Raw genomic sequence first — 26,735 nt, 5'->3', positions numbered from 1 at the left:
TCGTTGTCCCACGCGCCGTCGGCGCGCCCCGGAGTCCATGCCCGAGCAGGCAGGAGGACCCGGTGGCCGACTCCCGTGCCGCGGTCGAGATGTCCCGTCTCCCGTACGGCCTCCCGTGTGTGCGCGCACCGCTCGGCGTCCCCGCCCCGCCCGGCCCCACCCCCGTGGGAGTCCGTCCCGCCGCCGTGCCCGCACCCACCGAGGAGTCCCCCGTGTTCACCGGAATCGTCGAGGAACTCGGCGAGGTCGTCGCCGTCGAACGGCTCGAGGCCGCCGCCCGCCTGCGCATCCGCGGCCCCCGGGTCGTCTCCGACGCCCGGCACGGCGACTCGATCGCCGTCAACGGCGTCTGCCTGACCGTCGTGGCCGTCGAGAGCGGGGAGTTCACCGCCGACGTCATGGCCGAGACCCTGAACCGCTCCGCCCTGGCGTCCCTCACCCCCGGCTCCCCGGTCAACCTCGAACGCGCGCTCGCCCTCGGCGCCCGTCTGGGCGGTCACATCGTGCAGGGGCACGTGGACGGCACCGGCGCACTGGTCGAGCGCGTGCCCGGTGAGCACTGGGAGACCGTCCGCTTCTCCGTCCCGGGCCGGCTCTCCCGCTACATCGTGGAGAAGGGGTCGATCACCATCGACGGGGTGAGCCTGACGGTGATCGAGGCGCCCACCGCGGACGGTGCCGGCGGGCCGGTCCTGGGGGTCGGCCTGATCCCCACCACGCTCGCCCTGACCACCCTCGGCCACAAGCGGCCCGGTGACCCGGTGAATCTGGAGGTCGACGTGCTGGCCAAGTATGTCGAGCGCCTCCTCGCCCCCGGCTCCCCGACCGCCGTGGCCGGGCACCACCCGGGCGCGGAGGCGGGCCGATGAGCCTGCTCGACGGACTCGACTCCACCGTCTTCGAGGTGCTCGGCCAGCGGGTCATCTGGTCCGATCTCGTCGGCAACCTCCTCGGCCTGACCGCCCTCGCCCTGGGCTGGCGCCGCTCGGTGTGGACCTGGCCGGTGCAGCTGGCCTCCGGCCTGATCCTCGTCGCCGCCTACGCCTCCGTCGAACTCGGCGGGGGAGTGGGGAAGCAGTTGTTGGTGATGACCGTCGCCGTGTGGGGCTGGCACCGGTGGCGGGCGGGGCCCCGGGACGGGGCGGACGACCGGATCGTCGTCCGGTTCGCGACCGGTCGTGAACGCCTGCTGCTCACCGCAGGCGCGATCGGCGGAACCCTGGCCGTCGGCGGACTGTTCACCGCCTTCCCCGTACTGTCCTGGAACCCGTGGCCCGACGCCTACATCTTCGTCGGCACCCTGGTGGCGATGATCGCCCAGGCCCGCGGTCTGGTGGAGTTCTGGTTCGCCTGGCTGCTGGTCGATCTGGTCGGGGTCCCCCTCGCCTTCTCCAGTGGGCTGGCCTTCTCCGGCCTGGTCTACATCCTGTACTTCGTGTTGGTCCTGTGGGGGCTGCGCTCCTGGTGGCTGCGGACCCGCGCCGGCGACACCGACGGGCGGGCCGACCCCGCGACCCCCGTCCCCGCGATCGACACCACCGCCCGGGAAGGAACCGCGCAGTGAATCCCGTCCGACCCCCGCACCATCCCTTCGGTCCCACGGCCGCCGACCTGCCCGTGACGGAGCCCGACTCCGTCGGGGCTCCGGAGATCCTCGTCCTCGACCCCGTCGAACGGGCGATCGCCGACATCGCGGCGGGCCGTCCCGTGGTCGTCGTGGACGACGCCGACCGCGAGAACGAGGGCGACCTGATCGTCGCCGCCTCCGCGATCACCCCCGAGGTCGTCGCCTTCATGATGAGCGAGTGCCGCGGCCTGATCTGCGTTCCCATGGAGGGCGGGGATCTCGACCGGCTGGACCTCCCGCAGATGGTCGCCACCAACAGCGAGTCCATGGGAACGGCCTTCACCGTCTCCGTGGACGCCGTCGCGGAACACGGTGTGACCACCGGGATCTCCGCCTCCGACCGGGCCACCACCATCCGGCTGCTGGCCGAACCGACCGCCCGGGCCGCCGACTTCGCCCGCCCCGGCCACGTCTTCCCGCTGCGGGCCCGTCCCGGCGGCGTGCTCGCCCGGCCCGGACACACCGAGGCCGGCGTGGACCTCGCCCGCCTCGCGGGTCTGCCGCCCGTCGCCGCCATCGTGGAGATCGCCGGGGAGGACGGCACCATGCTCCGGCTCCCGGACCTGGTGCCCTTCGCCCGCAAGCACGGCCTGACCCTGATCTCCATCGAGGACCTCATCGCCCACCGCCGGCACCTGGAGGCCGGGGAGTCGGCCGGGCACGCCCCCGCCCCCGGCGCCCCCCTCCCCGGGACCCCGGTCACCGTCCCCTCCGCCCTCGACACCCCCGCTCCCGACGCGGGCGGATCCGGTGTGCCGCTGCCGCCGAGCCCGGTGCGCCGGGAGGCCAGCACCGCCCTGCCTTCCGAGTACGGACCCTTCCGCGCCCACGGCTACCGGGCCGCCGACGGGGTGGAGCACATAGCCCTCGTCGCGGGGGACCCGGAGGGGGCCGAGGATCTCCCGGTCCGGGTGCACTCGGAGTGCCTGACCGGCGACGTCCTGGGTTCGCTGCGCTGCGACTGTGGCCCCCAGTTGCGCTCCTCCCTGGCCCGGATCGCCGAGGAGGGGCGGGGCGTACTGGTCTACCTGCGCGGTCACGAGGGACGCGGCATCGGCCTGCTGCCGAAGTTGCGCGCCTATGAGCTCCAGGAGCACGGCCGTGACACCCTCGACGCCAACCTGGAGTTGGGCCTGCCGGCCGATGCCCGGGACTACGCCGTCGCCGCCCGGGTCCTGGAGGATCTGGGGGCGCGCTCGATCCGTCTGCTGACCAACAATCCGGAGAAGGTGGACGCCCTGCGCCGGCACGGTCTGACCGTGACCGCCCGCGAACCCGTACCGGTCTCGGTCGGGGAGCACAACCTGCGCTACCTGCGGACCAAGCGGGACCGGATGGGGCACGAACTGCCCTGGCTGGACACGGCCCTTCCCGGCACGGTCGCACCGCTCTCCGGCTGCCCCGGCCGGTGACCGGTGGGGACGCGCCCCGCCGGCACGTTCCCACCGGTCCCGGCCCCATCCGTCGCTTTCCCGGTGCTCCCCGGCGACCCGCGTCGTCCGGTGTCACCCCGTCAACCGTTACCGTCAACCCGAGGAGACAGCGTGAGCGGCAAGGGCGCCCCCGAACTCACCGTCCGCGAGTGCGCGGACCTGCGCGTCGCGGTCGTCGCGGCCCAGTGGCACGAGCAGGTCATGACCGGCCTCGTGGACGGCGCCCTGCGCGCCCTGGGCGAGCTCGGCATCCACGAGCCCACCCTGCTCAGGGTGCCCGGCAGCTTCGAACTGCCGGTGGTTGCCAAGGTGTTGGCCGGTCGCGGCTACGACGCGGTCGTTGCCCTCGGCGTCGTGATCCGCGGTGGTACCCCGCACTTCGATTACGTGTGCCACGGCGTCACCGAAGGGCTGACCCGGGTGGCCGTGGACACCGGGGTCCCGGTCGGCTTCGGTGTGCTCACCTGCGACACCGAGGAACAGGCCCTCGACCGCGCCGGGCTGCCCGGATCCACCGAGGACAAGGGCCACGAGGCGGTCACCGCCGCGGTCGCCACCGCCGCCGTGCTGCGCACCGTGTCCGAACCCTGGCGTTGAGAGCGGCCCGGCCCGCGCACCGCGTAGGCTGGGCCGCACCATGGCCAACAAGACGTTCGAGGAGCTCTTCGCCGAGCTCCAGCAGAAGGCCGCCACCGGCGACCCCGCAACCTCCCGCACCGCCGAGCTCGTGGCCGCCGGTGTCCATACGATCGGCAAGAAGGTCGTCGAGGAGGCGGCGGAGGTGTGGATGGCCGCCGAGCACGAGGGCGCCGAGCGCACCGCCGAGGAGATCTCCCAGCTCCTCTACCACCTCCAGGTGATGATGATCGCCCGGGGCATCTCCCTCCGGGACGTGTACGAGCATCTGTGAGCGGGTCCCCCTTCCCGGGGGTCCCGCCCGCCCGCGCCCGTTTCCCGTCACATCACCCGCAAAGGAAGCCCCGTCATGTTGCGCATCGCCGTCCCCAACAAGGGTTCGCTCTCCGGCCCCGCGGCGACCATGTTGCAGGAGGCCGGTTACCGGCAGCGCAAGGACAGCCGCGAACTGGTCCTCATCGACGCCGACAACCAGGTGGAGTTCTTCTTCCTCCGCCCCCGGGACATCGCCGTCTACGTCGGCTCCGGCAAGCTCGACATCGGCATCACCGGCCGTGACCTGCTGTTGGACTCCGGTGCCGAGGCCGAGGAGATCATGGCGCTCGGTTTCGCCGCCTCCACGCTGCGCTACGCCGCCCGCCCCGGCGGCGTGCGCGACGTCTCCCAGTTCGACGGTCTCACCGTGGCCACCTCCTTCGCCGGGGTGGTCGAGCACCACCTCGGGGAGAACGGTGTGAACGCCTCCGTGGTGCGCCTGGACGGCGCGGTGGAGACCGCCATCCAACTCGGCGTCGCCGACGTGATCGCCGATGTGGTGGAGACCGGGACCACCCTGCGCAACGCCGGCCTGGAGATCATCGGTGACCCCGTCCTCGCCTCCGAGGCGGTGGTCGCCCGCCGGCGCGGCGCCGACACCGCCGACCCCAAGGTGCGGCAGTTCCTGCGCCGCCTCAAGGGCGTTCTGGTCGCCCGTCGTTACGTGATGATGGACTACGACATCCGGGCGGAACTGGTGGAGAAGGCGGTCGCGCTGACCCCCGGCCTGGAGTCCCCGACCGTCTCCCCGCTGCACGACCGGGGCTGGGTCGCCGTCCGTTCGATGGTGCCCACCCGCGAGGCCCAGCGGATCATGGACGACCTGGACGAACTGGGCGCCCGGGCCATCCTGACGACCACCATCCACGCCTGCCGCCTGTGACCCCGTGACGCCCGCCCCGGCGGACCCCCGCCGGGGCTCCACCCCACCACCCGGAAACAGACACCTCGCATGACCCCGCGACACACCGGTCCGGCCGACCCCACCGGGTCCGAGCCCCCGACCCTGCCCATGGTCTTCAGCCCCACCCGCACCCGGGTCGTGCTGATGACGCTCGGGGCCCTGTCCTTCGCCATCCTCACCGTCATCGCCGTGCTCCTTCCGGCCGGCGGTGCCGTCGCCTGGGGCGTGGCGGAGAAGGTGGCCATCGCCCTCAGCGGCCTGCTGATCTGGGCGGTGCTCGCCCTGCTCAGCAGACCCCGGGCGGTGGCCCGACCCGATGGCCTGACGGTGGTGAACCTGACCCGTCGCCGCACCCTGGAGTGGCCCGAGATCGTCGGCGTCAACCTGCGGTCGGGCGACCCCTGGGTCTCGCTGGACCTCCAGGACGGCAGCACCATGGCGGTGATGGCCATCCAGCCCGGTGTGGGCAGGGAACGGGCGATCTCCGAGACCCGCGCCCTGCGCCGCCTGGTGGAGGAGTACGGCACCGCCGGTTCCGGGGGCTGAGCACCGCCCCGCCCTCGAGGACGGGCCGTTCGGGTGACACCGGCCCGCCCGAACGGGTGGTCCCGGCTCGCCGGCTCGGTCGTCGGCTTCCACCATGGGTGGGGTACCGTCCGGCTCCAGCGGGAAGCGAGTCCCATGTCCGTCCCGGTGTCGCGATACCCCCATCGCCGTCCCCCGCCGGCGGGGGAGCGGCCGTGACGGCGGGGGACGGCGCGGACGCGCCCGGCCCGGCCCGGGAAGGGAGGGACGTCGGCCCACCTCTCGCCGACCGGACGGGCGAGCTGCTGCGCGCGGTGACGGCGCTGGGCGGCAATCTCGACCTGCCGGTGGTGCTGCACCGCATCGTCACCACCGCGATGGAGATGGTGGACGCCCGGTACGGCGCGATGGGTGTCCTGGACGACACCGGTCGCGAGTTGGCCGAGTTCATCACCGCCGGCCTGGACGAGCGCGAACTCGCCGCCCTGGCGGGGACCCACCGGCCCCGGGGACGGGGCGTGCTGGGGATGCTCATCGAGCATCCCCGCCCGCTGCGGGTCCCCGACATCGCGGAGCACCCCGCCTCCGTGGGATTCCCGCCCGGCCACCCCCCGATGCGCACCCTGCTGGGCATCGCCCTCTCCGCACGCGGCGGCAGGTACGGCAACCTCTACCTCGCCGACCGTCGCGACGGTCGGCCCTTCGACGAGCGCGACGAGGAGGTGCTGGTGGCCCTGGCCGGGGCCGCCGGGGTGGCGATCGAGAACGCCCGTCTCTTCGAGCGGGTCCGTGCCGGCGCCGAGCAGTTCCAGCGCCTGCTGCTGCCCGAGCTGCCCGACCCCCGCCCCTTCACCGTCGCGGGCGCCTACCGGCCCGCCGCCGTACCGGGTCGGCTCGGCGGGGACTGGTACGACGCACTGTCCCTGCCCGACGGCGCGCTGGTGGCCGTGATCGGTGACGTCATCGGCCACGACCTGCGGGCGGCGGCCACCATGTCCCGCACCCGCAACATGCTGCGCGCCCTCCTGTGCGACCGGCGCGAATCGCCGGCGGAGGTGCTGCGTCGGCTGGATCGCATGGGAGCGGCCATGACGGACAACCCGATGACCACCGCCTGCCTGGTCCGGGTCGCCCCGGAGAGCGCCGGGAACCCGAAGAGCCCCCGGAACCCCCGGAGTCCCGGGGAGGGGAGCTGGGGCGTCACCTGGAGCACTGCGGGTCACCCGCCACCGTTGCTCCTGGACCCCGCCGGCGGGGTCCGGTATCTGCGCGGCGAGCCGGGCCTGCCGTTGGGAGTCGACCCCGACCGTGAACGGCCGGGCCACCACCGCTCGCTGTCGCCCGGCGCGGTGCTGGTGCTGTTCACCGACGGCCTGGTGGAACACCCGCGTCACTCCCTCGACGAGGGGTTGACCGAACTGGCCCGACTCGCGGACCGGCGCAGGGGCCTTTCCCCACGACGGCTGTGCGAGGAGCTGATGGAACACCATCCCGGCGACGGCCACGACGACATGGCGGTGCTCGCGCTGCGCCTGCCCCCGGTCCCCGCCCCGGCGGCGGGGGAGGCCCCGGGCACGACCGCTCCGGGCGACCCGGTGGTCCGGTGACCCGGTCAGGATCCCGGGGGGACGCCCCGGTCGTCGGGGCGGGGCATCCCGCGTTCGGACACCACCTCGCCGTAGGCCCGCATCAGGTCGGCCAGCCGCAGCGTGCGCAGATCCTCCCGACCGGGTGTGGTGCCCGCCGCGCTCAGCCGCACGTCGCGGAAGGCGCAGCTGGCCTCGTGCAGGGACCGCAGGAACCGGCCGTTTCCCAGTTCGTCCACCCACCCCTCGGCCACCACGTGCTCGCAGATGCTGCGCAGCTCCTCGGTCGCCTCCGGGTCCCAGACGTCACCGCGCGCCGCGGCGACCGCCTCCCCGATGGCGGTCAGCTCGGCGGGGCCGTAGCCGGGGAACTCGATCACCGGGAACCGTGAGGTCATGCCCGGGTCGGATGCCAACAGCCGTCCCATTCCCACCGGATGTCCGGCCAGGATGACCACGAGTTCGTCGCCGGCCTCCTCGGCGCGCTTGAGCAACACCTGCAGCGCCTCGTCCCCGTACGCGTCTCCGCGGCCGTATCCCGACTGCGCCAGCGCGTGTGCCTCGTCGATGAACAACACCCCGCCCAGGGCCGACTCGATCACCCGGTTCGTCTTCACCGCGGTCTGACCCAGGAACTCCCCGACCAGGTCGGCCCGGCCGACCTCGACCAGTCGGCGGTGCCGGCAGACGCCCAACCCGTGCAGTACCCGGGCCATGATCCGGGCCACCGTGGTCTTGCCCGTGCCGGGAGGGCCGGTGAACGCGAAGTGCCGACCGGGGGGCCGCACCGGCATGCCCCGGCCGGAGCGCAGGCGGTCCATGCGCGCCCGGGCGGCCATCGCCCGCACCCGCTCCTTGACCGGTTCCAGGCCCACCAGGCGTTCCAGTTCGGCGACGGCCTCCTCGGCCGTCCCGCCGGGATCGCCGGCCGCGTCCCCCGGGCCGTCGAGGGGCTCCCGCAGGACGGTGTGTCCCCACCGGTCGCCCGCCGTCGGCGGGCCCGCCGCGTCGCCGTTCCCCCTCGGGGGGAGCCCGCCGGGACCGGGGGATCCGCCCCCCGCCCCCTCCGGCGCGTCATCGGACCCTCCCGTACCGGATGGGGGCGACGGCTCCGCGGCGGCTCCGACCGGTGGGGAGGATCGCTCCTGCCCCCCGGGGTGGGAGTCCCGGGGCCCGGTGTCGGGACCGACCCCGTCGCGGCCGTACCGGTCGTGCGCGCCGTGGCGACCCGGCAGGTCGAGGTCGCAGGCCATGATCATGGGGTCCTCGTCCACCAGTGCCTGGAGACGGGCCGCCGCGTCCATGAACTCCGGGTCGGCCCCCAGCACCGAGCGGTAGAGCGCGATCGCCGCCGCCCCCCGGCCGTTGCCCTCCCGGGCCCTGGCCAACCAGTACCGCAGTTCCTTGCGCTGGGGTTGTTCGCTGCGACACCGTGCCAGGGCCGTCGCGAGAATCGGTTCGGCCTGGTCGAACATGTCCATCCGTACCCGGGCCATCCCGGCGAACAGCCCGGCCTCCACACCCAGTTGGGGGTCCTCCAGAAGAGATGAGGTGCGTCGGTAGAGGGTCTCCCAGTCCCGCGCCAGGTAGGCCCGGCAGGCGTGCAGGAAGCCCGCGGCCGGGTCGGAGGCGGGGGAGGGACACTCGGCCAGCGCACGGTCCAACTCCGACAACCGGCGCCCGTCCAGCAGGTGGGAGGCGTGTGCCAGAAGGAGGTCGCGCCGGGTCTCCAACACCGGCTGCACCCACCAGCCCAACCAGTACCACGAGGCCAACGGCCTTCCGTGGCGGACGCGTTGATCCCCGAAGCGGTCTCGGTGGGCGTACATCCGGACCAACGCCGTCCCGGCGTCCGCGCGCAGGGCGTGCAGTCCCAGCCAGGCGTCCGCCATCCCGGGATCGTCGCGAACCGCCAGCCGGAAACACTCCTCGGCCTCCGCGTACACCCCCGCCGCATGGGCTTCGGTGCCGCGCAACCAGGCCAGGTCGGCCGTCGCCCGGGGTTCGCGCCGTTCGCCCGCGCCGGCACTCATGACGACTCCCTCAACGGCTCTTCCCACCTCGACCCGTCGTATTCCGGGCATGTCCGTACCCGGGCATGGTATCCCGCCCCCCATGGGACAAGCAGACAATCCGCGTGTGCCCGTGACGGATCGTTCGCGAAGTGTTCCCTCTCCAGGGGGACCCAGCGAGCCCAGAAATCCGCCTGTTCCGGCCCGTCCCGCAACCGGCCCCGTTCCCGCGCGGTGGCGGCCGGCACATCCATCCAGACGGACCACGCCAGATGCGGGCGCAGGGCACGGCGGACGGCGCCCACCCCCTCCAGGACCACCACCGGGGCGGGCGGCACCCGGGACCGGCGACCGATCCGCCGCGACTCCCAGTCGTACACGCCGAATCGGGCCGTGACCCCCCGACCCCACGGTGCCACCAACGCCGCCAGCACCCGCTCGGCGGGGGCGATCGGCGAGGTGTGGTCGGCCAGATCGTCCAGACGCACCACCGGCGCGTCGTCCAGTTCCCGGGCCAGTCGATCGGCGGCGGTGCTCTTGCCCGATCCCGCCCACCCGTCGATGCCCACCAGGCGCACCGGTCCCACGGAGGGCGGCAGGGCGAGCACTCGTTCGGCGCACCACCGTGCCCACCCGCCCGGCTCCCTCCCCCGGCGGTCCGACCCTGGCCTCCGCGCGTCCTCCACCGGGCCAGCGTACGCGCGCCGTGTCCACGGGGACCGGGCGTCCGGCGCCCGCGCCCCGCCCCCCGACGGCCCAATGCCGGCGGGCTCCCGCCACTCCGGTCACACTGGGCTCGGAACCGGGCGGCCGATCGGCCGCGCACCCGAGGGGAGCCACCGCGTGACCGACTCCGTCCGACCCGTCACCCCGGAGCCCCGGATCCCCGACGACGGCCCCGCGGCTTCGTGGTCCACCGGTCGGCGCGCCCTGCTCGGCGGGGCGCTCGGCGGCTTCCTCGCCCCGACGACCTCCACGACCGCCCGGGCCGCGACCGGATCCGCCGTCGGCGCCGGCGACCGGAACGCCCCCGTCGACCTGATCGTCCTGCACACGGCCGACCACTGGGCCACCGGCACCCTCGACGGCACCCGGCCGACCTCCGGGTCCGACGGCGCCGGGGTCGTCCCCCGGGAGGACTCCGACACCGCCCGGTGGACCTCCCGTTGGCTGCGCCCCGTCGTCCCCGCCGACGAGATCATCGTCTCCTGGAACGCCGACACCCCGCCGGGCACCGCCGTCCTGATCGAGGCCGAGGTGCGCTACTCCGACACCGGCCGTTCCCCCCGCTACACCCTCGCCGAATGGGCCCTGCACGACACCGACCTCGATCCGCGCCGGGGCTCCGTCGCCGGACAGGGCGACGGCGTCAGCCGGGTGCTCACCGACACCATCGCCCTCGACGACGCGCGGGGCCCCGTGCGCATGATCGGCTGCCGGGTGCGGGTGTCGTTCCGGCGGGCCCCCGGCGTCACGGCCGTACCCACCCTGCGCCGGCTCGCGGTCATGGCCTCCGACCTCCCCGACCGGGACACCGTGCCCGCCGTGCCGCCGGGGCCGGCGCGCGGCATCGAACTGGACGTACCCGCCTGGTCGCAGTACGTCCATACCGGTCGCCATCCCGAGTACGCCGGTGGGGGAGAGGCCTGGTGCAGCCCCGCCTCCACCCAGATGGTCCTCGCCCACCACGGACACGCCGCCTCCCCGGAGGATCTCGCCGACCACGACCCGGATCACGACGATCCCTGGATCTGCCACGCCGCCCGCCACACCTACGACCACGTATACCGGGGTTGCGGCAACTGGCCCTTCAACACCGCGTACGCCGCCCACCACCCCGGCTTGGCCGCCGTCGTCACCCGACTGGACTCGCTGGCCCCCCTGGAGCACCTGATCGCCGCCGGACTCCCGGTGATCACCTCGCAGGCCTTCCGCGCGGAGGAAGTCCCCGGTGCCGGCTACAACACCCCCGGTCACCTGCTGGTCGTCGCCGGCTTCACCGACGACGGCGACATCGTGGTCCGTGACCCGGCGGGCCGCGACAACGCCGACGTGCGGCGGGTGTATCCGCGTCGGGCCTTCGAAACCGTCTGGCTGCGCACCCGTCGTCCCCTGGCGGGCGGCGGTACCGGGAGCGGCAGCGGCGGGGTGTGCTACCTGATCCACCCCCGGCGGCCCGACGCCGCGCAACGGGCCGCCCTGCGCCGGGCCGGGGTGCGCTGATCCCTCCCACCCGTGACGCGACGCCGCTGATCAGTCATACTCCACACGCGATCCGGAGCGATCAGCCGACTCCGCCGCGATCCGGCGGACCGGCCGCACCGGCCCACCACGGCAGCGGCGCCGCACCCGGGACGTCCGCTGCCCCGTGCCCGAGAGGGAGGACGAGCGAGATGACCCCCGCCCCCGATCCGCTGCCCACGCGGCCCACCCCCGATACCGGGGAGACCCGGGCCCTGATGGAGCTGGTGCGGAACTTCGCCGAACGCGAGATCCGCCCCGCGGCCGACGAGGAGGAGGCCGCCGGCCGCTTCCCGCGCGAGACCTTCCGCGCCCTCTCCGAACTGGGACTGCTCGGCCTGCCGTACCCGTCCGAACACGGTGGCGGGGGCCAGCCCTACGAGGTGTACCTGCAGGTCCTGGAGGAGTTGGCGGCGGCCCGGCTGACCGTCGGCCTCGGTGTCTCGGTGCACTCCCTGGCCTGTCACGCCCTGGCCCGCCACGGCACGGGGAAACAGCGTTCCGAGTACCTGCCCGCGATGCTCGGAGGCGGACTGCTGGGCGCCTACTGCCTCTCCGAGCCCGCGGCCGGCTCCGACGCAGCCGACCTGCGGACCCGTGCCGTGCGGGACGGCGACGCCTGGGTGATCACCGGCACCAAGGCCTGGATCACCCATGGCGGGATCGCCGACTTCCACACCGTCCTGGCGCGTACCGGCGGCCCCGGCGCGCGGGGCATCACCGCCTTCCTCGTGCCCGGGGACGCCACCGGGCTCGGCGCGGCCGCGCCCGAGCGCAAGATGGGCCTCAACGGATCCCCCACCGCACAGCTCCACCTCGACGGGGTGCGGGTCGTCGACGACCGGCGGGTGGGCGAGGAGGGGGAGGGCTTCCGGATCGCGCTGGACGCGCTCGAGGCCGGGCGCATGGGTATCGCCGCCTGCGCGATCGGGCTGGCCCGCGCCGCGCTGGACGAGGCCATCGACTTCGTGACCGGCCGTCGCCAGTTCGGCCGACCGATCTCCGACTTCCAGGGCGTGCGGTTCATGCTCGCCGACGCGGCCACCGCCGTCGAGGCGGGCCGGGCCCTGTACCTGGAGGCGGCGCGTCGACACGACGCCGGCGAGCCGGTCGCCCGACACGCCGCGATGGCCAAGCTGTTCTGCACCGACGCGGCCATGCGCGTCACCACCGACGCGGTGCAGCTCATGGGCGGCTACGGCTACACCTCCGACTTCCCCGCCGAGCGGTACATGCGGGAGGCGAAGATGCTGCAGATCGTGGAGGGCACCAACCAGATCCAGCGGGTGGTCATCTCCCGCGACCTGATCGGCCCGCCGGAGCGGGACTGAGCCGTCCCCGGCGCCGGGGCCCCGTACCGGGCGGGGCCCCCGGTCGTTCCGGGCGTGTTCAGGCCGCGCGACGGATGGCGGGCACCCGCATCGGCCGGGTACCCGGACCGCCCTGGTGGGAGAACGGCCGCAGGCGCCAGTCCAACCCTTCCGGCAGCGCCGTCGGGAGCGCCTCCACGAGCGCGTCGACACCCTCCGCCGGGTCGTCGAGCCCTTCCGGCACCGGGCGACCGGTGCCCCGGCACACGGTGAGACCGAAGGGGTTCCAGGGGGTCGGGCACAGCGCGTGTACCGGAAGGAGACCAGGGCCGGGCGGCAGGGCGATCCGCTGGCCGCACTCCGGGCACGCCACCCGGGACTCCACCGGCGTCGGGTCGTCTCCCGTGTCCCCGGGGGTCCGGGCGTCCCGGGCTTCCGTCCCGACCAGGGAGAGCGGAGCGGGGCGCCCGCGTCCCCCCGGCCCGTCGGCGTCGGTGGGCGCGGTGGATTCGGCGGGTGTGGCGGGTGTGGTCGGGCTCGGCGGCGGGTCGGTCTCCGCGGCGGGATCGGGCCGTCCGGTCCTCGTGTCGTCCTCCACCGGGGTCAGGTGCCCCCGGGGGCCGGCGAGGAGGGTCCGACCCCGGGCACCGGTGGTCGTCGGGGCCGGGACGGAACGCTCCGGGCGGTGCTCGGCGGCGTCCCGGACGGTGCGGTGAACGGTCTTCACGGTGCGCATGGCATCCCCCAGATGCGGAACTGTGACCCGTGGGCGCCGAACTGTGGCCCGGGCCACAGCAAGCACTGCCCGTGGCGGGGCCCCGGTAATCGCGGCGCACCGCCGCACACGGCGACACGGTTGTGGTCTTGGCCACAGGCCGGATGGCCGGATGCGCCCCCGTGCGCCGGGGCGGGATTCGGGACGGCCGATCACGACCACCCGGTGTGCACGGCCCGCCTCCGACTGTTCCCCCACCCCGGCTGCGGGTAGGTTGGCCGACTGTGGAGGAACTGGACCGGCACATCGTGGAACTGCTCGTGCGCGACGGCCGCATGAGCTACACCGACCTGGGTAAAGCCACCGGCCTGTCCACCTCGGCCGTCCACCAACGCGTGCGCCGGCTCGAGCGCCGCGGCGTGATCCGCGGCTACGCCGCGGTCGTGGACCCCGACGCGTTGGGACTGCCCCTCACCGCGTTCATCTCGGTCAAGCCCTTCGACCCCAGCGCCCCCGACGACATCGCCGACCGGCTCGCGGAGGTGCCCGAGATCGAGGCCTGCCACAGCGTCGCCGGCGAGGAGAACTACATCCTCAAGGTCCGGGTCGCCGGCCCGGCCGATCTGGAAAACCTCCTGGCCCGGGTCCGGTCGCTGGCCGGTGTCTCCACCCGAACCACCGTGGTCCTCTCCACGCCCTACGAGGCACGCCCGCCCCGGGTGTGAACCCCCGGTCCCCACGACCCCGGGCACCGGTCCGCGCGGGGTTCGCGCGAGACTGATCGACATGAGTCGGCGCATCACACCCGAAGAACCCGGACCCCCCGCCCCCGAGGCCGGGGCCCCGCCCCGCACCGTGCTGCTGCGCGGCGGCACCGTCCACACCCCGGCCGATCCCTTCGCCACCGCCATGGTGGTGCGCGGTGACACCGTCGCCTGGGTCGGGGCCGAGGGCGCCGCCGCGTCCTTCGCGGAGACCGTCGACGAGATCGTCGAACTGCGGGGAGCCCTGGTCGCCCCGGCCTTCGTCGACGCCCACGTGCACGCCACCGCCACCGGACTCGCCCTCACCGGCCTGGACCTGACCGGCGCCCGGGACGCCGAGGACCTGTTGCGCCGGGTGCGGGAACACGCCCGCGACCTGCCCGCCGACGAGGTCGTCCTCGGCCACGGCTGGGACACCACCGGTTGGGCGGACCCCCGGCCGCCGGGCCGGGACCGGCTCGACGCGGCGGCGGGGGGCCGACCCGTCTACCTCACCCGGGTGGATGTCCACTCCGCGCTGGCCTCCACCGCCCTGCTGGACCGGGTGGTCGATGTCGCCCGACACCCCGGCTTCGACCCCGACGGCCCCCTCACCGCCGCCGCCCACCACGCGGTGCGCCGGGCGGCCCACGGCTCCATCGGGCCCGCCGTGCGCGCGGCGGCCCAGCGCGCCGCCCTCCGCCGGGCGGCCGGGTTGGGCATCGGCGGGCTGCACGAGTGCGCCGGTCCGGAGATCTCCTCCACCGAGGACCTCACGGCCCTGCTCCGGCTGGCCGCCGGTGAGCCGGCCCCGCGGGTGCACGGCTACTGGGCCGAGGCGGTCACCGAGCCGGGGGCCGCCACCGCGATCCGGGAGCTCGGTGCCGTCGGCGCCGCCGGGGACCTGTTCGTCGACGGCTCCCTGGGGTCGCGCACCGCCCTGCTGGACGCCCCGTACGCCGACGCCCCGCACAGTCGGGGGACCGCCCACCTGGACGCCCGGGCCGTCGCCGACCACGTGGCCGCCTGCACGCTGGCCGGGGTGCAGGCCGGTTTCCACGCCATCGGCGACGCGGCCGTGACCACCGTGGTGGAGGGTGTGCGAACCGCCGCCGAGCGGGTGGGCACCGACCGCGTCCGTGCCCTGCGCCACCGGGTCGAGCACGCCGAGATGCTCACCCCCGACACCGTCGCCGCCTTCGCCGACCTGGCCCTGACCGCCTCGGTGCAGCCGGCCTTCGACGCGGCCTGGGGCGGCCCGGACGGCATGTACGCGATGCGGCTGGGGCGCGAACGCGCCGCCGGGCTCAACCCCTTCGCGGCACTCCTGCGCGCCGGGGTGCCCCTCGCGCTGGGATCCGACGCGCCCGTGACGCCGCTCGACCCCTGGGGGGCGCTGCGGGCCGCCGCCCACCACCGGAACCCGGCGCACCGGGTCTCCGTCCGGGCCGCCTTCGCCGCCCACACCCGGGGCGGTTGGCGGGCCCTGGGCCGCGACGACGGCGGGGTGCTGGTCCCCGGAGCCCCGGCCGACTACGCGGTGTGGCGGGTGGGGGAGTTGGTCGTGCAGGCTCCGGACGACCGGGTCGCCCGGTGGTCCACCGACCCCCGCTCCGCCACTCCCGGTCTTCCCGACCTCTCCCCCGGAGAGCCCTCCCCGGAGTGTCTGCGCACGGTGGTCGCCGGCCGGGTGATCCACACGGCGGACTGAGCCGACCCCGGCCCGCCCCGTTCCACGGCGCCCGGCCGGCCCGGCGCCGTCGCCACTGCTCCGAACGGGTGGTTCATCGGTATCCGACCGGTGACCGCCCCGCCGCGCGGTGCCGGGCCGGCGGGGCGCCCGGCCGTTCCGACACGCCGGACGTCCCGCCGGTCACGTCTTCCCGACCTGCGGTTTCGCGAGGTCTTTCCAGGTCGGGGACGTGTTGACAGTCGGTTGGAGCCGAGGGGTAGGTTCGGCCGCGTCCACCACGGGACGTACCGGTCGGTGTGTCCGTGCGTCCGCCGAAAGCCGTCGGATCACAGGGTGGCGGGTTGTCACGACCCCCGCCGGGAGCCAGGTCCGGTGTCGGCGCGGGCGGATGGCGGGTGCCATCGACCGGACGGGTGAGACCCGGGTGGGGTCCGGTGCTCAACAGACAACGACCCCGGGGTGCCGCAGCCAGCGACCCCGGGGCCGGCCCGAAGAGCACCGGGCCCCACCCGCCGCCCGGCGGGCGGCCGGCACCTCCCCGGCCGGTTCCCCACCGGCCGGGACGCGGTACGGTCGATCACCGAACCGTCTTTTCTCCCGTGAGGACCACGCCCATGCCGGCCGGCCACCCGACCGCTCCCGTCGCCGACGACGACCGTGCCGGCCGTGCCGGGGACGAGCCCGGCGGCTCCGGCCGGCCGGCCGGAGCCGCGGCCGTTCCCACCGACTCCGCCGACTCCGGCACCCCGGCCGGAGCCGTGACCGGTGCCGTGCCGGCTCCCGGCCCCCGGAAGGGGCAGCGGATACGGGCGGCGTCGCGCGGCGTGGTGGCCCGGACCGCGGGCGCGGTCCTCGCCGGGGTGGCCCTCGCCCTCGCCTTCCCCCCCTACGGCTGGTGGCCGCTGTCGGTACTCGCCGTCGCGACTCTGAGCCTGCTGGTCCGGGGCGCCGGGGCCCGGCGGGGGGCATGGATCGGTCTCTGTCTGGGCCTGCCCTTCTTCGTGGTGCTGCTGAAGTGGCTCCACGTCATCGGCTGGGACGCGGTCCTGGGGCTGGCGTTCCTGCAGGCGCTCTTCCTCGCGGCACTGGGCGCCGGGTTGGCGGCGGTCTCCCGTCTCCCGCTGTGGCCGCTGTGGACGGCCTGTCTGTGGGTCGCCCAGGAGTGGGCCCGCGACCGGGTCCCGCTGGGCGGGTTTCCCTGGGGAAGGCTGGCCTTCGCCAACACCTCCACTCCCTTCACGCCCCTCGCCGCGTGGGGCGGGGCGCCCCTGGTGACCTTCGCGGTGGCCCTCACCGGCGCGCTGCTGGCCCTCGTCGGCCTCCGCCTGGTCACGGCCCTCCGGGCGCGAGACAGCCCGGGGCGCCCCGCCCGACCCCGCCCCCTGCCGCCCCTCGCGGGCGCCGCCCTGGCGCTCCTGGCGGCCGGCGGCACCATGCTGGCCGGTCGGGCGGTACCCGTGCCCACCGAACCCGCGGAGACCGTGCGGATCGCGGTGGTCCAGGGCAACGTCCAACAGCCCGGTATGGACTTCCTCGGTCGACCGATGATGATCCTCACCAACCACGTGGACGCCACCCTGGAACTGGCCCGTGACGTTCGGGAGGGTCGTGTCGAGCGTCCCGACCTGGTGATCTGGCCGGAGAACGCCTCCGACCTCGACCCCCACCGCCACCCGCGGGCCCGCGCCGCGATCGACCGCGCGGCCCGCTCGATCGGGGTGCCGATCCTCGTCGGTGCCCTGGTCGACCACCCGACCGAGGCCGGGTACGTGGAGAACCAGGGCATCGTCTGGGACCCGGTGACCGGCCCCGGCGACTCCTATACCAAGCAGCATCCGGTGCCCTTCGGGGAGTACGTCCCCTTCCGCCCCCAGCTGAGCAAGGTGATCACCCGGCTCGAACGGGTACCCCGTGACTTCTGGCCCGGCGAGGAGACCGGGGTCCTCGACGTCGGCCCGGCCCGACTCGGCGACGTCATCTGCTTCGAGGTCGCCTACGACGGCATCGTCCGCGACACCGTCAACGCCGGCGCCCGGGCCCTGGTGATCCAGACCAACAACGCCACCTACGGCCACACCGGTCAACCCGAGCAGCAGTTGGCCATGTCGGAACTGCGGGCCGTCGAGCACGGCAGGGCGATCGTCACCGCCGCCACCAGCGGCATCAGCGCGATCGTCGCCCCGGACGGGACCATCGTGCAGCGCACCGAGGAGTTCACCCGGGACGTGCTGGTGGGCGAACTCCCGCTGCGTGACGAGCGCACCGTCGCCGACCGGGTGGGCGCGGCCCCCGAGTGGGGCCTGGCGCTGCTCGGTCTGGCCGCGTGGGGAGGCGTCCTGCTGCGCGACCGGCGGGCGGGGCGGACGGGCGGGACGACCGGCACCGCCGACCCGCTGCCGTCGGGGGGCGAACGGTCCCGGGACGTTCCGGCGTGAGCGGCCCGCACCGTCCCGGCGCGGAGGGCACGGGGGAGGGGACTCCCGGGCCGGCCGACCCCGTGGAGCCCGTGGCACCCCCGGATCCGGTGGACCCGGTACTGCCCGTACTGGTGGTGATCCCCACCTACAACGAGGCGGCCAATCTCCCCCCGCTGGTCGAGCGGCTGCGGCGGGCGGTCCCCGACGCCGATGTCCTGGTGGTCGACGACAACAGTCCCGACGGCACGGGCCGTATCGCCGACCGCCTGGCCGCCGCCGACCCCGCCGTCCACGTGCTGCACCGGGCGGGTAAGGACGGCCTGGGTGCCGCCTACCTGGACGGCTTCCACTGGGGACTGGAGCGCTCCTACCGCAGCCTGGTCCAGATGGACGGAGACGGCTCACACCTCCCCGAGCAACTCTCCCGACTGCTCACCGCGCTGAGCCGGGCCGACCTGGTGATCGGCTCCCGCTGGGTGCCCGGGGGCCGCGTCGTGCACTGGCCGCGTCGCCGCCAACTGCTCTCGCGCGGCGGCAGCGGCTACTCCCGGCTGCTGCTCGGCCTCCCGCTGCGCGATGTGACCAGCGGATACCGGGCACTGCGCCGCGGTGTCCTCGCGGGAGGGCTGATGACGGACGTGGCCGCACGCGGCTACTGCTTCCAGGTCGACCTCGCCCACCGGGCGGTGCGGGCGGGTCTGCGGGTGGTGGAGGTTCCCATCACCTTCGTGGAGCGCACCGCCGGGGACAGCAAGATGAGCCGGGAGATCGTGGCGGAGGCCCTGTGGCGGGTCACGGCCTGGGGGGTCGCCTCCCGTTTCCGCGCACTGGTCGGTCGCGGGCACACTTGACGCATGACCTCCGCCACTCCGCAACCGCGTGACCCCCGTACCCGTCGCTCCGTTCCCCCCGCCGGCGGGTCCCGTCCCGGCCGTGCCCGGCCGCTGGTGGCGGTGGGTGTGGCCCTGTGGGCCCTGACGGAGATCTGGCTGTTGACCCTGCTGGGGGGATGGGCGGGCGGCTGGGCCGTCCTGCTGGCGCTCGCCGGGGGATTCGTCGTCGGCTCGCTCGTGGTGCGTCACGCCGGGCGCCGGGCGTGGAACCGACTGGTGGAGTCCGCGCAGCGGCAGGCCCGGGCGGAGCAGGCGGCCCGGGAAGGGCGGGAGCCGATCGATCCGGCCGCCGAGCCCGCTCCCGGTCGGCGCGGGGGTGAGGCCATGACGATGGCCGGCGGCCTGTTGATCATGTTTCCCGGGTTGCTCTCCGACCTCGCCGGCCTGCTGTGCGTCCTGCCGCCCACGGCCGCCCTGCTCCGCGCCGGTCTGCGGCGGGTCGCCTCCACCGGCCGCGGCCCGGTCGGGGCGACCTACCGGGACCTGCGAGCGGCGAACGACGGAATGCGCATCCACCGCCCGGATGGTCGGGTGGTTCCCGGCGAGGTCGTCCGGGAGGAGGGTGTCCCGTCCCCGGAGGCCCCGGAGGGGGGAGACGCCCCGCGGAGCAGGGTGATCCGGGAGGACGGCGGCCCGGCGTTCCCCGGTGCCGACGGTCCGGACCGCTCCGGGGGCTGATCCCGCGCGACGCGACCGCGTCCCCGGACGAAGGGGGGTGCTGCCCCGTGCGGACGCACCCGGATGGGGCCCGTCGCCACGCGGGCACGCCGACGGGGCGGGGCGCCGGATCTCCCGGTGCCCCGCCCCGTACCACTCCCGTGCCCGGCCGTTCCGCCTCGCGGTGCCGACGGGGGTGCCTCGCCGTTCCTCAGGCCGACTTGCGGCTGTCCCGCGGGTGGACGGCGATGTTCATCGCGCCGGACCGGAGGACGGCCAGCCGCTCGGCCAGCACCTCTTCCAGCTCCTCGCGGGTGCGCCGCTCCATCAGCATGTCCCAATGGGTACGAGCGGGCTTGGTCTTCTTCTCCTCCGGACCCTCTCCGTCCACCAGGAGCGCCTGCACCCCGCAGACCTTGCACTCCCACTCCGGCGGGATCTCGGCCTCCACGGAGAAGGGCATCTCGAAACGGTGCCCCCGCTCACATGCGTACTCCACAGCCTGGCGCGGCGCCAGATCGATGCCGCGGTCGGTCTCGTAGCTGGTCACCACGAGCCGCGTGCCGCGCAGAGCTCGCTCACTCATGAATCGTGCCTCCCGGGCTGGTCGCCCACAGGACAGGTGTCGCTGTCGTCGTCATCCGGTCAACGTCCGGTCGGCGGTGAAGATTCCCGTTCAGGGAGATGCGTCGTCCGTCGTGCCGCCCCTTGCGTGTACCCACCGGCGCCCGGTTTGTCACCTCTCGAGAGAGATGTCACCCGGTGTCCACGGGGTCGGGACCGTGGATCGGGGGCCCGGAGCCCGGTAGGTCAAAGATGAATCTTACCGTGAGGGCGCGGTCCACACCCAATTCCCCTCCTCGGTGCGCCCCCGGCTTCTTTATCTCCCGCACGCGCCCTCACGAGGGTCCCCCGGGGGAACGGTCGCGGGCCCCGGGAGTCGACCCCGTGGCACCATGGGACGGGAAGTGGCCCGGTTCTCCGGGGCCGATTCGGAGAAGGTGGACCACGATGACCCCTGTGTGGACCTCGACCGTCGGTGCCCCCCGCCTGGCCCGGATGCTGAACGCCCCGGGCACCGGGGCCGACGCCGGTACCGACCGCACCGGACCCACCCGGCCGGGGGCGAGCGGTGCGGACCGCCGATCGGAACCGGCCTACCGGTCCCTCGCCGAGGGGATCCGGATGCTGGTGGCCGAGGGACGGTTGCCCACCGCCGCCCGCCTGCCCGCCGAACGCGAACTCGCCGCCGCGCTGTCGGTCAGCCGCACCACCGTCGCGGCCGCCTTCCAGCGCCTGCGGGCCGAGGGGTGGATCGCCTCCCGCCGGGGATCCGGCAGCTGGACCACCGTCCCCGCCGGGCGTCCGCTGCCCACCCGGGGGTTGGACCCGCTGCCCCCCGACGGCGATCCGGGTGTGATCGACCTCGGGTACGCGGCCCTGCCGGCCCCGCAGGAGCTCCTCACCCGTGCCTTCACCGGGGCACTGGACGCGCTGCCCCCCGCCGCCCGGACACACGGCGACTTCCCCGCCGGCCTGCCCGCCCTGCGCGAGGCGCTGGCGGACCGGTACACCGCGCGGGGGGTGTCGACCATGCCCGAGCAGATCATGGTCACCACCGGGGCCATGGGCGGTCTCGCCGCCGTCCGTCGGCTGTTCGCCCCGCCCGGTGAGCGGGTCGCGGTGGAGCACCCCTCCTACGCCAACGTCCTGCAGCTCATGCGGCAGAGCGGTCTGCGACTGGTGCCGGTGGCCATGCGGGAGGGCCTGGGCGGCTGGGACCTCCCGGCCTGGCGCGCGGTGCTACGGGGTGGCGCGCCGCGGCTGGCCTACGTGGTGGCCGACTACCACAACCCCACCGGGGCCCTGGCCCCGGACGACGCGCGCCGGGAACTCGTCGCCGCCGCCCGGGCCGCGGGCACCGTGCTCATCGTCGACGAGACGATGGCCGACCTGCGGCTGGACACTCCGCCGGAGGGGATCCCGCGCCCGGTCGCGGCCCTGGACCCGGGCGGGGCGGCGGTGGTCACCGTCGGCTCGGCCAGCAAGACCTTCTGGGCCGGGCTGCGCATCGGCTGGGTCCGGGCCGCTCCCGAACTCATCCGACGGCTGGTCGCCGGTCGGGCCCACGCCGACCTCGGCAGCCCCGTCCTGGAACAACTCGCCCTCACCTGGCTGTTGACCGGTGACGGCTGGGACGAGGCGGTCCGCCTGCGCCGAGCCGAGGTCCGGGTCAACCGTGACGCGCTGGTGGAGGCCCTGCGCCGGCACCTTCCCGATTGGCGCTTCGAGGTTCCCTCCGGGGGCCTGACCCTGTGGACCCGCACCGGGGGGGTGTCCGGGTCCCGGATCGCGGAGACCGGGGAACGCCTGGGCGTGCGGGTGCCGTCCGGCCCCCGGTTCGGCATCGACGGGGCCTTCGACGGGCACCTGCGGTTGCCCTTCACCCTTCCCCCGGTCGTCGCCGTGGAGGCGGTCACCCGGCTGGCCGCGGCGGCCCGGGCCGTGGCGGACGGCCGGCTCGGGACCGTCGGGGCGCCGGGCGACTACATCGCCTGAACCCCGGGCCCCGGCCCGGCGGCCCGGGGAGGGGTGGGAGGCGCGTCGGTCGGGGATGGCCCCGCCCGTCCGGCCGGGCACGGCTCCCCGTCCGCCGTCCGCCGTTCCCGGTTCTCCCCGTCCGTCGACGGACCGACCACCGCCGGTCCCAGCGGCTCCGGCCCCTCGGCCCGGGGCGGGGGAGCGACCCGCTCCAGGGACACCGGGCGCTCCGGGGCCAGTGCGAGCACCGCCCGGCGCCACGCGTCGGGGGCCGTGACGTCGTCCGGCGCGGGGGTCACGGGCACCCGCAGGCGGTGCACGCCGGTGCCGTCGAGGCGGGCGAAGCCGCAGCCGGTGGGCGGGGCGGCGCCGGGTCCCTCGCCGGGCCGCCACGGGGACGGACCCACCACGGCGGCGATGTCCCGGGCCCCCACGGCCCCCAGTACGACCGCGGCGCGGAGGTCCGCCGCCCATCCCGGGGCCGGGGGGAGGTGGTCGATCTGTTCGCCGACCACCACCGTGACCCCGGCGGCCCGGCCCCGGCGCAACAGGGCGGCCACCACCGGATCCGCCGCGCCCGCGGCCAGCGGCACCGAGGGACGATCGAGTACCAGCCACAGGGCCGGCGGCGCGTCTCTCCGGTACCCGCGGCTCCGCAACCGGCGCTCGGTCTCCACCGCCGCCCACTCGACCAGTGCGGCGGCCCCGGTGGGTCCGTGCTCCACCGCGCGAACGCCGTGGCGTCCCCGCAGGAACTCCCACCCGCCACCGGCGCCGTCCACCACCGCCACCTCCACCGGCCCCTCGCGTCGCAGCGCCTGCAACACCACCGACCGCAGCAGCCCGGTCACCCCGGAACGGGGTTCACCGACCACCAGCAGGTGCGGCGCCGGCGACGCCGGACCCGTCCGCCACACCAGGGGAGGGGCGTGCACCACCGTCTCCCGACCGGGGTCGTCCGCCGGCAGGCGCCGCACCGGCACGGTGCGGTCGCCGGACTCCGGGTCGGTGAAGCCGAGCACGATGGTGTCGGGAGGGGTGACGAACGGTTGCGCGCCGATGCCGTCGGGGAGTCGGTCGGCCGGCCGGACGGCGAGCACGCCGCGTTCGCCGTCCCAGTCGAACCGGACGTCCCCCCGGTGTCCCAGCCGTCGGGTCACCAACCCCTCGACCCGCTCGCGGGCCGTGGGGTCCCAGTCGGGGAAGGAGCCGGGGTAGCGGATCCCGAGCGCCACCGGGCGGCCCCGGTGGTCGAAGACACCGCGCACGGGCTCCCGGTCGTCCCCGTCGCCGTCACCCGACGGCTCGCCGGGCTCGCCGGAGTCCGTCCCGGCGTCCCCCGCGTCGGCCCCGCCCGGGGAGTCGGGGCCGCCGTCGGGCGGGAAGCCGAAGGGGCCGGTTCCGCCGGGCCACGGGGTCAGGGCCTCGCGCAGCATCGCCAGACACCGCTCGCGGACGGCGGGCGCGTCCGGATCCTCCACGGGATCCCCGGGTTCCCCCGGCTCCGGGGCGGGACGCAGGCCGGCCACCACCACGGCCACCAGCGCGGCGATTCCCGCCACGGGTACGCCCAGGGGCATCAACCACACGAGGACCGCCCCGACCACGACGGCCGCAGCCGTCGGGCCGCGTCGTTCCGGCGGCAGCTTCTCCCACCGTCGGCGCGCGGATCGGCAGAGCCGGACGCTTCCGCGTCCCGGCACCGCCGCGTACCGCGCCGTCCCCCGGAGCGCCGTCCGGCCGCTCATCGGCCGGCACCCTTCCCGTTCGTGCCGGCCGCGGCCGGCCCCGCCCGGTGGGGGGACCGCTCGGTTCTCACAGGGAGATCCCGCCCAGCAGGTTCGCCAGGCTCGCACCACCGGCGTGGATGCTGGGGCCGATCGTGGTGCCCGCCAGGTAGAAGCCGAACAGCGAGCAGACCACGGCGTGGGACGGCTTCAGGCCGTCCTTGCGGAAGAAGAGGAACACGATGATCCCGAACAGCAGAACTCCGGAGATGGACAGCACCATCCGACCCTCCCGGGCGATAACCAATGAGTATGAAAAACCTAATACGGGATCAAAGGAACAACAGTCCCATCCGCTCACACGGGTGACGCCTCGTCCGCCCGGTCACCCGTCCCGCCCCGGGGGCGGGCGCCGCGGAGGTGGGGCGAACCGGACGCCGGACCCGAACCGCCCCCGCCGCGCAGCGTGCGGCGGGGACCCCGGAGCCCGTCCGGCGCACCCTTCCGGACCCGGGGAGGAAACACCGCCGCCACACGGCGGGTGATCCGCAACCCCGCTCGCCCCGGTGGGATTCGGGTCCCGGCCCCGGGGTCGATAGGCTGGCCCGGAACCAGGGGCAAGGAGGAACACTGACCATGCCAGAGAGCACCGAGCCGCTCACCCCGCGAGCCCGGCTCGCCGTCACGGCGGGCAAGGCGGCGGCCGCCGTCTCCCGGGCCGCCGGACGCGGCAGCGGATCCGTCATCGGCGGCCGGGTGGCCCTCAAGGTCGATCCCGACCTGCTCGGCCGGCTCGCCGGCCACCTCGACGTCGTCCTGGTCTCCGCGACCAACGGCAAGACCACCACGACCCGTCTGATCGCCGAGGCGCTGCGGGCCGGCGGCGAGGTGGTCTCCAACGCGCTGGGCGCCAACATGCCCGCGGGCATCACCTCGGCCCTGGCCGCCGGGGCCAGGGCCCGCTTCGGGGTCCTGGAAGTGGACGAGAAGTACCTGCACGCCGTGGCCCGGGACGTCTCGCCCAAGGTCATCGCCCTGCTGAATCTCTCCCGCGACCAGCTCGACCGGGCGGCCGAGACCCGCATGATGGCCGACCACTGGCGTGACGGACTCGAGGGCTCCCCGGCCACCGTCGTCGCCAACTGCGACGACCCGCTGATCGTGTGGGCCGCCTCCTCCGCGACCAACGTGGTGTGGGTCGCCGCCGGTCAGGAGTGGAAGGACGACGCCTGGTCCTGCCCCGCCTGCGGCGGCGTCCTCCAGCGGCCCGACGAGCACTGGGTCTGCGGGGACTGCGGCTTCGAGCGCCCCACTCCCACCTGGCAGCTCTCCGGCGAGAAGGTCGTCGACCCCCACGGCTCGGCCTGGCCCATCCGCCTGCAGCTGCCCGGCCGGGCCAATCGTGCCAACGCCACCAGCGCCGCCGCCGTCGCCGCGGTCTTCGGGGTCCCCCCGCAGACCGCGCTGGAGCGGATGTTCTCGGTCACCGCCGTGGCCGGTCGCTACGACGTCGTCACCCACCAGGGGCGCGACATCCGGCTGCTGCTGGCGAAGAATCCCGCCGGATGGCTGGAGACCTTCTCCCTCATCGACCCGCCGCCGACCCCGGTCATCCTCTCCGTCAACGCCCGTGGTGCCGATGGCACCGACACCTCCTGGCTGTGGGACGTGGACTACACCCGCCTGGCCGGTCACCCGATCGCCGTCCTGGGCGACCGCAAACTCGACCTGGCGGTGCGCCTGGAGGTCGCCGGGCTGGAGTTCCGGGTCTGCGACAACCTCACGGAGGCCCTGCGGGTCAGTCCCCCGGGTCGCATCGAGGCGATCGCCAACTACACGGCCTTCCAGGACCTGCGCCGGACCGTGGGGAACTGAACGACAGCCGGACGCGGGCCCCGGCCCGACCCGTGCCGGTCGCCCGGCGTCGGGACCCCGGCGTCGGGGCGACGCCGCACACCGCGCCGCACACCGAAGGACAGCGAGGACACCGAGCCATGAGTGAATCCAGTCTCCGCGTGGTCTGGGTCTACCCCGACCTGTTGAGCACCTACGGCGACCAGGGCAACGTCCTGGTGGTCGAACGCCGTGCCCGGCAGCGCGGCCTGAAGGTCGCCCGTCAGGACGTCCGGTCGGACCAGCCCCTGCCGACCTCCGGGGACATCTACCTGATCGGCGGCGGGGAGGACCGACCGCAGCGGCTGGCCGCCGAACGCCTGCGCCGCGACGGCGGCCTGCAGCGGGCCGCGGACAACGGCGCCATCATCTTCGGCGTCTGCGCGGGGTACCAGATCCTCGGCAACGAGTTCGTCAACGATCTGGGGCGCAGCGAGCCGGGCCTGGGCCTGCTCGACATCACGACCGTGCGCGGCGAGGGCGAGCGCTGTGTCGGCGACGTCCTGGCCGATGTGGACGAGCGCCTCGGCCTGCCCCAGCTGACCGGCTTCGAGAACCATCAGGGCGTCACCCACCTGGGTCCCACCGCCCGCCCCCTGGCCCGGGTCCGACTCGGTCGAGGCAACGGCGCCGGTGACGGCACCGAGGGTGTCTGGCGGGAGACCGTGCTCGGCACCTACCTGCACGGCCCGGTCCTCGCCCGCAACCCCCTCCTCGCCGATCTGCTGATCAAGCTGGCGCTGGACGTCAACGCCCTGCCGCCGGTGGACGACCACTGGTACGACGCACTGCGCGCCGAGCGCATCGCGGTCGCCACCGTCGACCCCGCCTGACCCCGGTCCACCGGTCCCGCCCCGCCGGGCGGGA

At 74.9% G+C, this 26,735-nt stretch carries 24 protein-coding genes; 18 read left to right on the top strand and 6 right to left on the bottom strand.

The genetic code is table 11. The features are described from left to right. Positions 1-212 precede the first annotated feature (212 nt). The 8 genes from LZF96_RS05640 to LZF96_RS05605 all read left to right on the top strand — a co-directional run bounded on the left by LZF96_RS05640 (position 213) and on the right by LZF96_RS05605 (position 7,047). Complete coding sequence (locus LZF96_RS05640) at positions 213-869, top strand: riboflavin synthase (protein WP_233866599.1); 657 nt, start codon at positions 213-215, stop codon at positions 867-869. After that, entirely contained in the window at positions 866-1,564 is a 699-nt protein-coding gene (locus tag LZF96_RS05635; RefSeq protein WP_233866313.1) for a nicotinamide mononucleotide transporter family protein, read from the top strand. Before LZF96_RS05640 ends, LZF96_RS05635 begins: the two co-directional genes overlap by 4 nt. A gap of 47 nt (positions 1,565-1,611) precedes the next feature. Next, on the top strand, positions 1,612-3,039 hold the full coding sequence (ribB, locus tag LZF96_RS05630; protein WP_233866596.1) for a 3,4-dihydroxy-2-butanone-4-phosphate synthase: 1,428 nt from the start codon (positions 1,612-1,614) through the stop codon (positions 3,037-3,039). A 132-nt stretch (positions 3,040-3,171) separates the two neighbouring features. Then, positions 3,172-3,657 (top strand): 6,7-dimethyl-8-ribityllumazine synthase, encoded by a 486-nt coding sequence (gene ribH, locus LZF96_RS05625; protein WP_233866310.1) that lies wholly within the window; start codon positions 3,172-3,174, stop codon positions 3,655-3,657. Positions 3,658-3,697: 40 nt separating this feature from the next. Next, complete coding sequence (locus LZF96_RS05620) at positions 3,698-3,970, top strand: phosphoribosyl-ATP diphosphatase (protein ID WP_233866307.1); 273 nt, start codon at positions 3,698-3,700, stop codon at positions 3,968-3,970. A 75-nt stretch (positions 3,971-4,045) separates the two neighbouring features. Further along, entirely contained in the window at positions 4,046-4,894 is an 849-nt protein-coding gene (hisG, locus tag LZF96_RS05615; protein ID WP_233866304.1) for an ATP phosphoribosyltransferase, read from the top strand. Positions 4,895-4,963: 69 nt separating this feature from the next. Next, positions 4,964-5,461 (top strand): PH domain-containing protein, encoded by a 498-nt coding sequence (locus LZF96_RS05610; protein WP_233866284.1) that lies wholly within the window; start codon positions 4,964-4,966, stop codon positions 5,459-5,461. Between the two features lie 194 nt (positions 5,462-5,655). Continuing rightward, positions 5,656-7,047, top strand: a complete 1,392-nt coding sequence (locus LZF96_RS05605) for a PP2C family protein-serine/threonine phosphatase (RefSeq protein ID WP_374203105.1) — start codon at positions 5,656-5,658, stop codon at positions 7,045-7,047. Between the two features lie 5 nt (positions 7,048-7,052). Here the strand turns inward: LZF96_RS05605 and LZF96_RS05600 are convergent, their stop codons facing one another. Together LZF96_RS05600 and LZF96_RS05595 are read right to left on the bottom strand one after the other, a co-directional pair. After that, positions 7,053-9,059, bottom strand: coding sequence for an AAA family ATPase (locus LZF96_RS05600; protein WP_233866280.1), 2,007 nt, complete (start codon positions 9,057-9,059; stop codon positions 7,053-7,055). After that, positions 9,056-9,724 carry a uridine kinase gene (locus LZF96_RS05595; protein WP_233866276.1) on the bottom strand — a complete coding sequence of 223 codons (669 nt, stop codon included), beginning with the start codon at positions 9,722-9,724 and terminating at the stop codon, positions 9,056-9,058. The genes LZF96_RS05600 and LZF96_RS05595 overlap by 4 nt, the downstream gene beginning before the upstream one ends. A gap of 157 nt (positions 9,725-9,881) precedes the next feature. On the opposite strand from LZF96_RS05595, the gene LZF96_RS05590 reads away from it, so the two are divergent. Both LZF96_RS05590 and LZF96_RS05585 read left to right on the top strand, forming a co-directional pair. Continuing rightward, a complete protein-coding gene (locus LZF96_RS05590) occupies positions 9,882-11,261 on the top strand; it encodes a peptidase C39 family protein (RefSeq protein WP_233866273.1) in 1,380 nt (459 codons plus the stop codon). A gap of 170 nt (positions 11,262-11,431) precedes the next feature. Next, a complete protein-coding gene (locus LZF96_RS05585; RefSeq protein ID WP_233866269.1) occupies positions 11,432-12,610 on the top strand; it encodes an acyl-CoA dehydrogenase family protein in 1,179 nt (392 codons plus the stop codon). 58 nt (positions 12,611-12,668) lie between these two features. Here LZF96_RS05585 and LZF96_RS27285 read toward each other — a convergent pair whose 3' ends face one another. Beyond that, complete coding sequence (locus tag LZF96_RS27285) at positions 12,669-13,325, bottom strand: hypothetical protein (protein WP_374203104.1); 657 nt, start codon at positions 13,323-13,325, stop codon at positions 12,669-12,671. A 263-nt stretch (positions 13,326-13,588) separates the two neighbouring features. On the opposite strand from LZF96_RS27285, the gene LZF96_RS05575 reads away from it, so the two are divergent. The 5 genes from LZF96_RS05575 (at position 13,589) to LZF96_RS05555 (ending at position 19,728) form a co-directional block, all read left to right on the top strand. Continuing rightward, complete coding sequence (locus LZF96_RS05575; protein WP_233866266.1) at positions 13,589-14,029, top strand: Lrp/AsnC family transcriptional regulator; 441 nt, start codon at positions 13,589-13,591, stop codon at positions 14,027-14,029. 61 nt (positions 14,030-14,090) lie between these two features. Next, positions 14,091-15,758, top strand: coding sequence for an amidohydrolase (locus LZF96_RS05570; RefSeq protein WP_374203103.1), 1,668 nt, complete (start codon positions 14,091-14,093; stop codon positions 15,756-15,758). A gap of 596 nt (positions 15,759-16,354) precedes the next feature. Then, positions 16,355-18,175, top strand: a complete 1,821-nt coding sequence (lnt, locus tag LZF96_RS05565; RefSeq protein WP_233866587.1) for an apolipoprotein N-acyltransferase — start codon at positions 16,355-16,357, stop codon at positions 18,173-18,175. A gap of 62 nt (positions 18,176-18,237) precedes the next feature. Then, positions 18,238-19,008 (top strand): polyprenol monophosphomannose synthase, encoded by a 771-nt coding sequence (locus LZF96_RS05560; protein ID WP_374203115.1) that lies wholly within the window; start codon positions 18,238-18,240, stop codon positions 19,006-19,008. A gap of 3 nt (positions 19,009-19,011) precedes the next feature. After that, the gene (locus LZF96_RS05555; RefSeq protein WP_233866263.1) at positions 19,012-19,728 is read left to right on the top strand and encodes an FxsA family protein; all 717 of its coding nucleotides are present in this window, start codon (positions 19,012-19,014) and stop codon (positions 19,726-19,728) included. 190 nt (positions 19,729-19,918) lie between these two features. Here LZF96_RS05555 and LZF96_RS05550 read toward each other — a convergent pair whose 3' ends face one another. Beyond that, positions 19,919-20,293: an RNA polymerase-binding protein RbpA gene (locus tag LZF96_RS05550; protein WP_233866260.1), complete on the bottom strand. Its 375-nt coding sequence runs from the start codon at positions 20,291-20,293 to the stop codon at positions 19,919-19,921. 425 nt (positions 20,294-20,718) lie between these two features. Here LZF96_RS05550 and LZF96_RS05545 point away from each other — a divergent pair, with 425 nt between their 5' ends. Beyond that, positions 20,719-22,266, top strand: coding sequence for a PLP-dependent aminotransferase family protein (locus LZF96_RS05545; protein ID WP_233866257.1), 1,548 nt, complete (start codon positions 20,719-20,721; stop codon positions 22,264-22,266). On the opposite strand, the gene LZF96_RS05540 is transcribed toward LZF96_RS05545, so the two are convergent. Together LZF96_RS05540 and LZF96_RS05535 are read right to left on the bottom strand one after the other, a co-directional pair. Further along, entirely contained in the window at positions 22,254-23,996 is a 1,743-nt protein-coding gene (locus tag LZF96_RS05540) for a hypothetical protein (protein ID WP_233866254.1), read from the bottom strand. The genes LZF96_RS05545 and LZF96_RS05540 overlap by 13 nt on opposite strands. A 67-nt stretch (positions 23,997-24,063) precedes the next feature. After that, the gene (locus LZF96_RS05535) at positions 24,064-24,258 is read right to left on the bottom strand and encodes a hypothetical protein (RefSeq protein WP_233866252.1); all 195 of its coding nucleotides are present in this window, start codon (positions 24,256-24,258) and stop codon (positions 24,064-24,066) included. 353 nt (positions 24,259-24,611) lie between these two features. Between LZF96_RS05535 and LZF96_RS05530 the strand changes: the two genes are divergently transcribed. Both LZF96_RS05530 and LZF96_RS05525 read left to right on the top strand, forming a co-directional pair. Next, a complete protein-coding gene (locus LZF96_RS05530) occupies positions 24,612-25,850 on the top strand; it encodes a MurT ligase domain-containing protein (protein ID WP_233866249.1) in 1,239 nt (412 codons plus the stop codon). Between the two features lie 119 nt (positions 25,851-25,969). Next, positions 25,970-26,701, top strand: a complete 732-nt coding sequence (locus tag LZF96_RS05525; protein ID WP_233866245.1) for a type 1 glutamine amidotransferase — start codon at positions 25,970-25,972, stop codon at positions 26,699-26,701. Positions 26,702-26,735 lie beyond the last annotated feature (34 nt).

Source organism: Streptomyces sp. ST2-7A, assembly GCF_021390475.1.
Classification (GTDB): domain Bacteria; phylum Actinomycetota; class Actinomycetes; order Streptomycetales; family Streptomycetaceae; genus Streptomyces.
The sequence above is the reverse complement of the archived record's forward strand: the minus strand, read 5'-3'. Positions and strand labels throughout refer to the sequence as shown.

What these genes read in the sequence shown, in the direction of transcription:
- LZF96_RS05610 (WP_233866284.1), top strand. Translation starts at nt 4,964, where the DNA reads ATGACCCCGCGACACACCGGTCCGGCCGACCCCACCGGGTCCGAGCCC.
- LZF96_RS05550 (WP_233866260.1), bottom strand. Translation starts at nt 20,293, where the DNA reads ATGAGTGAGCGAGCTCTGCGCGGCACGCGGCTCGTGGTGACCAGCTAC.
- hisG (WP_233866304.1), top strand. Translation starts at nt 4,046, where the DNA reads ATGTTGCGCATCGCCGTCCCCAACAAGGGTTCGCTCTCCGGCCCCGCG.
- LZF96_RS05635 (WP_233866313.1), top strand. Translation starts at nt 866, where the DNA reads ATGAGCCTGCTCGACGGACTCGACTCCACCGTCTTCGAGGTGCTCGGC.
- LZF96_RS05585 (WP_233866269.1), top strand. Translation starts at nt 11,432, where the DNA reads ATGACCCCCGCCCCCGATCCGCTGCCCACGCGGCCCACCCCCGATACC.
- LZF96_RS05570 (WP_374203103.1), top strand. Translation starts at nt 14,091, where the DNA reads ATGAGTCGGCGCATCACACCCGAAGAACCCGGACCCCCCGCCCCCGAG.
- LZF96_RS05600 (WP_233866280.1), bottom strand. Translation starts at nt 9,059, where the DNA reads ATGAGTGCCGGCGCGGGCGAACGGCGCGAACCCCGGGCGACGGCCGAC.
- lnt (WP_233866587.1), top strand. Translation starts at nt 16,355, where the DNA reads ATGCCGGCCGGCCACCCGACCGCTCCCGTCGCCGACGACGACCGTGCC.
- LZF96_RS05620 (WP_233866307.1), top strand. Translation starts at nt 3,698, where the DNA reads ATGGCCAACAAGACGTTCGAGGAGCTCTTCGCCGAGCTCCAGCAGAAG.
- LZF96_RS05535 (WP_233866252.1), bottom strand. Translation starts at nt 24,258, where the DNA reads ATGGTGCTGTCCATCTCCGGAGTTCTGCTGTTCGGGATCATCGTGTTC.
- LZF96_RS05540 (WP_233866254.1), bottom strand. Translation starts at nt 23,996, where the DNA reads ATGAGCGGCCGGACGGCGCTCCGGGGGACGGCGCGGTACGCGGCGGTG.
- LZF96_RS05530 (WP_233866249.1), top strand. Translation starts at nt 24,612, where the DNA reads ATGCCAGAGAGCACCGAGCCGCTCACCCCGCGAGCCCGGCTCGCCGTC.
- LZF96_RS05555 (WP_233866263.1), top strand. Translation starts at nt 19,012, where the DNA reads ATGACCTCCGCCACTCCGCAACCGCGTGACCCCCGTACCCGTCGCTCC.
- LZF96_RS27285 (WP_374203104.1), bottom strand. Translation starts at nt 13,325, where the DNA reads ATGCGCACCGTGAAGACCGTTCACCGCACCGTCCGGGACGCCGCCGAG.
- LZF96_RS05525 (WP_233866245.1), top strand. Translation starts at nt 25,970, where the DNA reads ATGAGTGAATCCAGTCTCCGCGTGGTCTGGGTCTACCCCGACCTGTTG.
- LZF96_RS05545 (WP_233866257.1), top strand. Translation starts at nt 20,719, where the DNA reads ATGACCCCTGTGTGGACCTCGACCGTCGGTGCCCCCCGCCTGGCCCGG.